The organism is Streptomyces sp. NPDC015345, from assembly GCF_043078805.1.
Lineage (GTDB): Bacteria > Actinomycetota > Actinomycetes > Streptomycetales > Streptomycetaceae > Streptomyces.
In genome coordinates, this window is sequence record NZ_JBIBTX010000002.1 from 1,371,103 (window position 1) to 1,379,772 (window position 8,670).

Below are 8,670 nucleotides of genomic sequence, written 5' to 3' on the forward strand. Positions count from 1 at the left end.
TCGCCGCCCGTGCCGCTGGCCCCCCCCCCGGGGCCCGCGCCCCCCGTCCCCGGCGGGGGCGGGGTGGCCGCCCCCCCCCCCCCCCGGCCCCCCCCCCCCCACGCCGCGGCGCCGCCTACAGATCACCGCTGGTCGGCACCGACCGCGGGTCGCGCGGCAGCGGCCAGGGAGCGAGCCGCAGGTCGGGGATCGGCTTGTCGGCCGTCTCCGCCTCGGCCGTCTCGAAGCCCCGCGCCAGGTAGTTGCGCACGGCGTGTCGATGGTCGAGCGTGCTGGTCCGCAGGAAGACGTGCGACGTCGGCCCGGCACCCGGGCTCCAGTCCACGCCGCCGCGCCAGGCGTTCTCCACGCACGCGGTCAGCAGCGCACCGCCCAGACCCTGCCCGTAGAACTGCGGGAGCAGGCCGAACAGCACGATCTCCACCGCCCCGCCCGGCTGCGTCTCCAGCTCGAAGAAGCCGGCGACGGTGCCCCGGACCGTGGCGATCCACGTCGCCACGGTGTCGCGGCCGACCCATGCCTCCCACGTCTCGTGGTCCCACTCGAACCGGTCGGTCCAGCACACCCGGGAGCCCACCGCCGCGTACAGGGCACGGCTCAGGTCGACCGACGGCACCTGGGACCGCTCCACCCTCATGGGCACGTCCGCGCGCACCGGCCGCAGCCGCTCGGGCGAGGACATCCGTAGCGTCCACGTGGTCACTCCGCGGCTCACGGTCTTCGCCGCGAATCCCGCATCCGGCATCTCTGTCTGTGTCACAGCGAATCCTCCCGTGTGCCGGAGCCTCAGTACTTGGCGAGAAACTCGATGATCGCGGCGTTCACCGCGTCAGGGCGCTCCAGGTTGCCGAGGTGGCCGCAGTCGGGGATCTCCACGTGGTCGCAGCCGGGAATGGCGTCGGCGACCTCGGCCACCAGATGCGGCGGGCAGATCAGGTCGTCGGTGAACGCGATGGTGCGGCACGGCACGGTGATCGTGCGCAGCGCCTCCCGGCGGTCGCCCGCCCGGTCCACCCCGGCCTGACCGCCATCGCCGGTGATCCCACCGGCCAGCTCGAAGATTTCCAGCCAGCCGGAGGCCGCGGTGTCGTCGTTCAAGGTCGCCGGGGACAGCATCTCCAGGACCGTGCGCATCGCCTCGTACCTCGGCGGCAGCCGCACACCGCTCTCCCGCAGCGCCCGGTCCGCCTCCGTCAGAGCCCGCCGCGTCGCGTCGGCACGCGCACGCGTGGCGATCAGGACGGCAGAACGGACCAGATGCGGTGCCTGGCCGGCCAGCTCCTGAGCGATCATCGCGCCCATGGACGTGCCGACGATCCGGCACGGGCCGAGGCCCAGGGCCTCGATCAGGCCCCTGGTGTCGGCCGTCATCTCGGCGAGCGTGTACATCCCGGGAGGTGCGTCGGAGGCGCCGATGCCTCGGTTGTCGAAGATGATCGTCTCGTAGCCCGCCTCGTTGAGCGCCGGCGTCTGGTGTGTGGTCCAGACATGGCCGGCGGCACCCGAGCCCATGATGAGGAGTACCGGCTCCCCCTGACCCGAGCGCTGATAGGAGAGCCGGATGCCGTTGGAGGTCACATAGGGCATGGCGGGCCCTCGGTCACGGTCGTGGTGTGCAAGAGGGTCTCCAGTCGTCGGGGGAGAACTCGTTGACGAGGGGCGTGGATGGGCGCCGGGCGCTGCCGGGCGCACCACCATGACACCGCCCCGACTCCGCCATCAAGCCTGTCTGCCGAGGCCACGATCAGACACATACGCGCTGTTCAACCGGCCCGCGCACGCAGTTGAACGAACAGTCGGCGGCTGTTGACCCGGGACGTCCGGCCGGGCACATAGTGGGTCCGCGGCCGTGCCCGTCGGAAGCCCCGGCGCGGACCGCCGGCCCCGGGGACCCCCTCCCCGCACGCTTCCGGCCCCGCCCGAGGAATCCCCCGTCCCGGCGGAGCCGGAAGCCCGGCCCCCTCGCCACCCCGCATCCCACGGAGGACGACGTGCCCCTGCGCCAGCCGAAGCCGCCGCTCGCGGCGGGGCACGCCCGCCGCGTGCTCTTCGCGCCTGTACCCGTCGCCCCCACCAAGCCGCTCACCCTCAGCCACATCAAAGGGCTCCTGTGGAGCGACCTCGTGCACCGGGCCACCGGCCTGCTGCACCACGTCGACCTCCTCCACAGCTGGACCGTCGGCGTCCGCAACGCCCAGACACTCGGCTTCTGGAACCACCTCGACCGCACCCGCCCCGGCGCGGACTACAGCACCTGCGACGAGGAGGAGATCGGCGCCCTGTACGTGGAATACCAGCGCACCCGCACCGCCGGTGACGTCTCCGCCTCCGACGGCGCCCTCCACCCCGCGGGCGCGCGCGTCCTGGAACTGTGGGCGACGCGGCTGCGCGACATGGGCATCGCCGAAGGGGGGTTGCGGACTCCGACCGAGCCGCCGATCGGCCTCGACGGCCTCGTGGCGATGCTCGTGGACCTGCGCCTGGCCGTGGATCACCGGCGCTGGGGCGGACCGGTGCACCTCGACGCGACCCGGGCCGGCATGCCGCTGCGGCTGCTCGTGGCCGCCGACGGCACCGCCAACTACCTCGCCTCGGTCCTGCGTGAACTGGTCCCGCGCGTCCGCGCCTACGACGACGTCGTCCTCGCCTGCGATCGCGACTCCCTCCCCGACTACATCCTCGTACGCCACGTCCTGCGGCGGCTCGGCGCCCGGGTCGGACTCATCGGCCTGGGCCGCGTGCGCACCGGTGGCACGCGGGGCCGCATCCCCTCCTCGCGGCACGGCGGCTGGCAGGGTCTGACCGCCGCCGATCTGGCAGAGCGCTACCTCGACCGGGTCGGCCCCGCCGTGTACCGGCTCGGGCTGCGCCTGTACTTCACCGGGACCCTCGGCCACGGCGACGGCCGGCCGCACCGCCCCGACCTCCTGGACCGCTGCATGGGCCGGGCCGCGCGCGTCCTCAAGGAGCAGGGCCCCCGGGCGGACACCGCCGACGCGCTGCGCGCGCACTCCCGCCCCCACGCCTATGTCGACCCCTATCGCCTCACCACCGCGCTGCTCGCCCAGCACCGCAAGGCCGGAGCCGACAGCGGCCTCCTGGATGAGGTGTACCTGTGACGCCCGCCCGGCCGCCCCGCACCCAGCGCGAGCTCCAGGACGTGCTCGACGCCCGCGTACGGGCCGCCGGCCCACCCGGCCCCGGGGCCGCCGCCGTAGCCGTGCTCCGCAGCTGCGAGCCGCCCCGTTTCGCCCAGTCCGTCCTGGACTTCACGGCGACGCTCGACCCCGCCGCCGCGCACGCCTGGCTCGCGGACTTCACCCGCACCGTGTACCTCGCGGGTGACCCGTGCAACCTCGCCGTACGCCTGCCGCCCGCTTTCACGAGCACCGACGGCGAGGTCGCCTGGTACGCCCCCGCGACGGGGCCCCGCCGACGCGCACTGCGGCTCCTGCTGCGCCCGGTGAGCGGCACCCTGCCCAACGGGGCGCCCCCGGCCCCCTACACCCTGCGCGTTCCGCACGGCCACGCCCCAGGGCGGTGGCGGCTCACCGTCGCGACCGACGGGCTCACGCTCCAGCGCTACCTGGTCCACCTCGGCCACACCCTCGCCGAAGCCCTGCTCACCGGCGTCCTGGCCCCCGGCGAGCGGATCGCCGTCACCCACGTACCGCACCTGGGGGCACAGCCCCGGCACCCGGCGTACCTACGGGTCCACGAGGACGTCACGGACACCGCGCGGCTGCGCGCGTACACCTGCCTGGAGAAGACGACGGCCCGCGATGAACAGTGACTTCTGGGTCCTGCTCGGCACCGACCACTGCGGCAAGTCCACCACCCTGGACCGGGTCGCCGCGCGCGGCGGCTCCGTGCTGCCCGTCTCCTACGACGCGGCGCTCCTCCCCGAGGAGTACCGCGACCTCGCCCCCCTGCCCGGGACGCTCGGCCGGGCTGTCGCGGGCGGCCACTCGGCGGAGTACGTCCAGGCCCTCCTCCACCTCGCCGTCGCCTACTTCCGCGACCGGATCTTCCGCGCGCCCCCCGGCCGCACCCTCCTGATCGACTCCTACTACTACAAGATCCTCGCCAAGAGCCGGCTGCTCGGCCTGGCCGACGGCCCGTGGCCGCAGTACTGGCGGTCCATGCCCCGCCCGCGCGGAGTCGTCCTCCTGGACGTCGATCCCGCGACCGCCTGGCGGCGCGCCGGCGACGGCGCCCGGCTCAACCCACTGGAGCACTACGGGGCCACCCCTCACCTCGACGCCTTCACCCGTTTCCAGAGAGACCTGCGTGCCGAACTCCTGGCCGAGACACAGGGGTTGCGCGTCGAACACATCCCCGCCGGCCAGGACGCCGAAGCCACCGCCGACCACGTGCTGTGGGCCATCAAGGAGTGAGCATGAGACCCACCGACACCGCACCGCGGATCCAGAGCGACCAGGACGCCGCCTGGCGGGCCCGACTGGTCGCCGCCAAAGACCGGTTCGCGGCGGCTCTCCCCGACGCGGCCGCACGGCAGCGGCGCATCCTCGCCGAGATCCTCACCGACAACGCCGACACCGCCTTCGGCCGGGAACACGGCTTCGCCCGCCTCCGCACGATCGACGACTACCGCGCCGCCGTCCCGCTGCGCACCCACCAGGAGTACCGGCCCTGGCTGACCCGCTCCGCCGCCGGTGAGGCCCGCGTGCTCACCGCCGAGCCGCCCAGGCTGTTCTTCACCACCAGCGGCTCCACCGGCGACCGTAAACGCGTCCCCGTCACCGAGAGCTTCGTCAGACGCGTCTACCTGCCCTTCTTCCAGGCCGCGATGGGTGTGCCCGCGCAGTACCACCCCGACGCCTTCGGGCGCGGCGCCGTCACCCTGAACCTGCGCCACGACCGGCTCGCGCGCCCCGCCCTCAGCGACTCCGGCCGCCCCAGCCTCGGCCCCAGCCAGGCCGACCTGCGCGGTGGCTTCGGCGTGGACCTGGAGGAGCCCGGCAGCCGCGCCCCCTGGGCCGAGCTGCCGGCGGCCCTCGACGACCAGGCGTACCTCGACAAGCTGTACGTCCGCGTGCGTACGGCCGCGGAGCACGACGTGCGCTCCGTCATCGGCCACAACCCCACCATGATCGCGATGCTGCCCGAGCTGATCGCCCAGTGGTGGCCACGGCTGATCGAGGACATCCGCGACGGCACCTGCCTCGGCGCGCCCGGCGGCACCCCCGCCCCCGCCCGCGCCGCCGAACTGGAGCGCCGCGCCGGGGGCCGCCCCACACCGGCGGCGATCTGGCCGCACCTGAGTCTCCTGTACTGCTGGACCAGCGGAGTCGCCTCCCTCTACCTGCCCCGCCTCAAGGACGCGTACGGCCCCTCCGTCACAATCCTGCCCACGCCTCCCGCCGCCTCCGAGGGGCCCGTCGGCGTGCCCGTCGACCGGCACCCGAGCGCGGGCCCCCTCGCCGTCTCCTGCGTCCTGTACGAGTTCGTCGACGCGTCACGGGACGTCGCGCCCGACAGCCCCACGCTGCTCCACGACGAGCTGGAGGAAGGCCGCGACTACCACGTCGTCCTCTCCCACCTCGGCGGACTCTACCGCTATGTGCTCGGCGACCTCGCGCACGTCGTCGACCACGTCGACGGCGTCCCCCGCGTCGAGTACGCCGGACGAGCCACGCTCTCGGACACGGTGGGCGAGCGGCTGCGCGAACCGCACGTCGTACGCGCCCTGCGCGAGGCGAGCCGCGTCGCCGGCATCGGCGTCACCAACGTCACCTGCCGCCCCGAGAACGGGCCCGGCCGCCCCCACCACACTCTGGTCGTCGCCCCGGACCGGCCGCTGCCCCCGGCCCGGCTCCCGGCCTTCCAGGACCTGGTGGACAAGGAGTTGTGCCGGGTGAGCCACGACTACCGGCACGTGCGGTCGACGGGCGCGCTCGGCGCCGCCCGCGTGGTCCCCGTGGCCGCCTCGGCCTTCACCGAGCACTGGCACCACCGCCTGGCGGCCGGGATGAGACCCCCCGAGATCAAGGACCAGGTGTTCCAGCACGACCCCGCGGCCTGGGCACGGCTGCGGGACCACGGACGACACAGCACGCACACCGAGAAGAGGCCGGAATGACCGACACCAGGGGAACCACCGACCCCGAGAACTGGAAGCCACTGGAGCTGCGCCCCGAAAGCGGCCGCACCGGCGCCGCGGGGATACGCGAAGTCCTCGCCGGCATCGGCGACTTCGGACAGCTGCTCGCCCGCGAGAAGGCCGTCGTGTTCCGCGACTTCGACGTGGCCGAGCAGGACGTCGAGACCGCGATGGACCTGCTGCTGCCCAACCGGCTCGCGTACACGCACGGCACCTCGCCCCGTACCAAGCTCGGCGGGAACCTCTACACGTCCACCGAGTACCCCCAGCACATGACCATCGCCATGCACAACGAACTGTCCTACAGCCACCACTGGCCCGAGCGGCTCTTCTTCTACTGCGCCACCACCCCGGGCTCCGGCGGCGCGACGCCCGTCGTCGACGGCGGGCTGTGGCTGGACTCCCTGGACGAGGAGGTGCGCGACGCGTTCGCGGCGGGCATCCGTTACACCCAGAACCTCCACGACGGCTTCGGACTCGGCCGCGGCTGGCGCCAGACCTTCGAGACCGACGACCGCGCGGTCGTCGAAGCATTCCTCGACCAGGGCGAGTTCGACTGGAAGTGGATGCCGGACGGCGGCCTGCGCGTGATCAGCCCGATCCGCCCGGCCACCCTCAAGCACCCCCACTCCGGCACCGAGGTCTGGTTCAACCAGGCCGACCACTTCCATCCGGCCGCGCTCGGCGACGAGACCGCCCGAGAACTCGCACAGATCCTCCCGGCCGAGGAGCTGCCCCAGTCCGTCACCTTCGCCGACGGTGGCCCCATCCCCGACGCCTACGTCCGGCACGTCCATGACCGGGGCCTGGAGGTCGCCGTCGACGTCGACTGGCGCCAGGGCGACCTGATGGTCATCGACAACGTCGCGGTCGGTCATGGCCGGCGCCCTTTCGGCGGGGACCGCCGGGTCCTGGTCGCCATGTCCGGCTGACCGGTACGCCACAGGTGAAGGGGCCCGCCTCCCCGAGGCGGGCCCCTTCACCATGTGCCGGCTCTCAGGCCGCCTTCATCCGCACCGGCAGCGTCTCGGGCCCGTTCACCACGATCGAGTCGAGGAGCTTCGGCTCGCCGTCCGGCTCGACGTCCACTCCCCGCTCCGACAACTCGCCGTACAGCAGGCGCAGTTCCACCTTGGCGAGCATGCTCCCCAGGCAGAAGTGCTCACCGAAGCCCAGCGACAGGTGCCGGTTGGGGGTGCGGCGCACGTCGAACACGTCCGGGTCGTCGAAGACGGACTCGTCGCGGTTGGCCGAGGGCAGCCAGAAGACGACCTTGTCGCCCTCCTCCACACGCTGCCCGCGGATCTCCGCGGGCCGCACGGCCGTACGCATGATGTGCGTCGCCGTCGACGTCCAGCGCAGCACCTCCTCCACGGCGGACGGCAGCAGGCCCGGCTCGTCGCGCACCGCCTGCCACTGGTCCGGCCGCTCCAGGAAGGTCAGCATCCCGCCGGCCGCCGCGATGCGCGTGTTCTCCGTGCCGCCGACCAACAGGTTGTCGCAGTTGAGGATCACGTCGTCCGGGCTCAGGCGCTCCCCGTCGATCTCCGCCGTCGCCAGGATGCTCACCAGGTCGTCGCCCGGGTCCTCCGCCTTGTCGGCCTGCAACGTCTCGAAGTAGCCCAGGATGTCGAGGTGCGCGAACCTGCGCGCCGCCGGGTCGCCCGCCGCGAAGGCCTGGCTCGTCAGCTCGTACAGGTACTCCCAGTCGGACTCCGGCACGCCCATCATCTTGCAGATCACGTACAGCGGGACACGGGCCGCGACATCGGCCACGAAGTCACAACTGCCGCTCTCCAGCGCCCGGTCGACGACTCCCCGGGTGATGTCCTTCATCTCCGCCTCCAGGGCGCGGACCGACCGCACGGCGAACCAGCCGTCGACCAGCCCCCGCAGCTGCCGGTGCCGGGGCGCGTCCGTCAGGGCCAGTGTGCGCCCGCCGCCCGGGTCCGCCCCGTGGCCGGCGGGCCGCAGCAGGATCCCCTGCGCCGAACTGAACGTCTCCGCGTCACGGTAGGCCGTGCGGATGTCGTCATACCGGGTCAGCGACCAGAAACCGGGCAGCTCGCCCGGCTGGTGCCAGTGCACCGGATCGTTGGCGCGCAGCCAGCGCCATTGCGCGAAGGGATCACCGTGGGAATACAGTGCGGGATCCACCAGATTTATGTGCGGCGCTGAATCGGGCATACGGGTGCCTCGCAGATAGTGGGGTGGTCGGGAAATGATTCACGAAATTCTTCCGACGCGCGCGTTCGGATAGAGGCGGCAGTCACCGTCGCAGGGCGCGCACACCTACGTCAAGCCGTCCGGACCAGCCCCGATCCCGCGTTCAACTGCCGTGCTCACGCAGTTGAACGCCCACCGGGAGCACATTGATCACCGCTGGACCCTGAGTCATAGTGAGTCGCCGCGCCAGGCGCTGAAGAAAGTCCGAGATAAACAGGTCACAGCTTTTTGCAAGAGGAGCTGGGCGGTCATGCGCATGCCCCGGTTGAGGCGGCCCGTGCTGTTCCAGTCGATGAGTCGAACGATTGGAGAGCGCGGGA

The 8,670-nt window shown here is 72.7% G+C and carries 8 protein-coding genes; 5 read left to right on the forward strand and 3 right to left on the reverse strand.

Annotated elements, in window-relative coordinates; translation table 11 throughout:
- Window positions 1–115: 115 nt before the first annotated feature.
- On the reverse strand, window positions 116–760 hold the full coding sequence (locus ACF062_RS12315) for a GNAT family N-acetyltransferase (RefSeq protein WP_392137652.1): 645 nt from the start codon (window positions 758–760) through the stop codon (window positions 116–118).
- Between the two features lie 26 nt (window positions 761–786).
- The gene (locus ACF062_RS12320; RefSeq protein ID WP_320589147.1) at window positions 787–1,587 is read right to left on the reverse strand and encodes an alpha/beta fold hydrolase; all 801 of its coding nucleotides are present in this window, start codon (window positions 1,585–1,587) and stop codon (window positions 787–789) included.
- A 404-nt stretch (window positions 1,588–1,991) separates the two neighbouring features.
- Between ACF062_RS12320 and ACF062_RS12325 the strand changes: the two genes are divergently transcribed.
- From ACF062_RS12325 to ACF062_RS12345, 5 genes are read left to right on the forward strand one after another with little or no spacing between them, the layout of a single operon-like run.
- A complete protein-coding gene (locus tag ACF062_RS12325; RefSeq protein WP_392137653.1) occupies window positions 1,992–3,119 on the forward strand; it encodes a hypothetical protein in 1,128 nt (375 codons plus the stop codon).
- The gene (locus ACF062_RS12330) at window positions 3,116–3,793 is read left to right on the forward strand and encodes a DUF6182 family protein (protein WP_392137654.1); all 678 of its coding nucleotides are present in this window, start codon (window positions 3,116–3,118) and stop codon (window positions 3,791–3,793) included. The genes ACF062_RS12325 and ACF062_RS12330 overlap by 4 nt, the downstream gene beginning before the upstream one ends.
- Window positions 3,783–4,397 (forward strand): hypothetical protein, encoded by a 615-nt coding sequence (locus tag ACF062_RS12335; RefSeq protein WP_392137655.1) that lies wholly within the window; start codon window positions 3,783–3,785, stop codon window positions 4,395–4,397. The genes ACF062_RS12330 and ACF062_RS12335 overlap by 11 nt, the downstream gene beginning before the upstream one ends.
- A gap of 2 nt (window positions 4,398–4,399) precedes the next feature.
- Window positions 4,400–6,103 carry a GH3 auxin-responsive promoter family protein gene (locus ACF062_RS12340; RefSeq protein WP_392137656.1) on the forward strand — a complete coding sequence of 568 codons (1,704 nt, stop codon included), beginning with the start codon at window positions 4,400–4,402 and terminating at the stop codon, window positions 6,101–6,103.
- Window positions 6,100–7,056, forward strand: coding sequence for a TauD/TfdA family dioxygenase (locus ACF062_RS12345; RefSeq protein ID WP_392137657.1), 957 nt, complete (start codon window positions 6,100–6,102; stop codon window positions 7,054–7,056). Before ACF062_RS12340 ends, ACF062_RS12345 begins: the two co-directional genes overlap by 4 nt.
- A 64-nt stretch (window positions 7,057–7,120) precedes the next feature.
- Here ACF062_RS12345 and ACF062_RS12350 read toward each other — a convergent pair whose 3' ends face one another.
- Window positions 7,121–8,281 (reverse strand): cytochrome P450, encoded by a 1,161-nt coding sequence (locus ACF062_RS12350; RefSeq protein WP_392137658.1) that lies wholly within the window; start codon window positions 8,279–8,281, stop codon window positions 7,121–7,123.
- Window positions 8,282–8,670 lie beyond the last annotated feature (389 nt).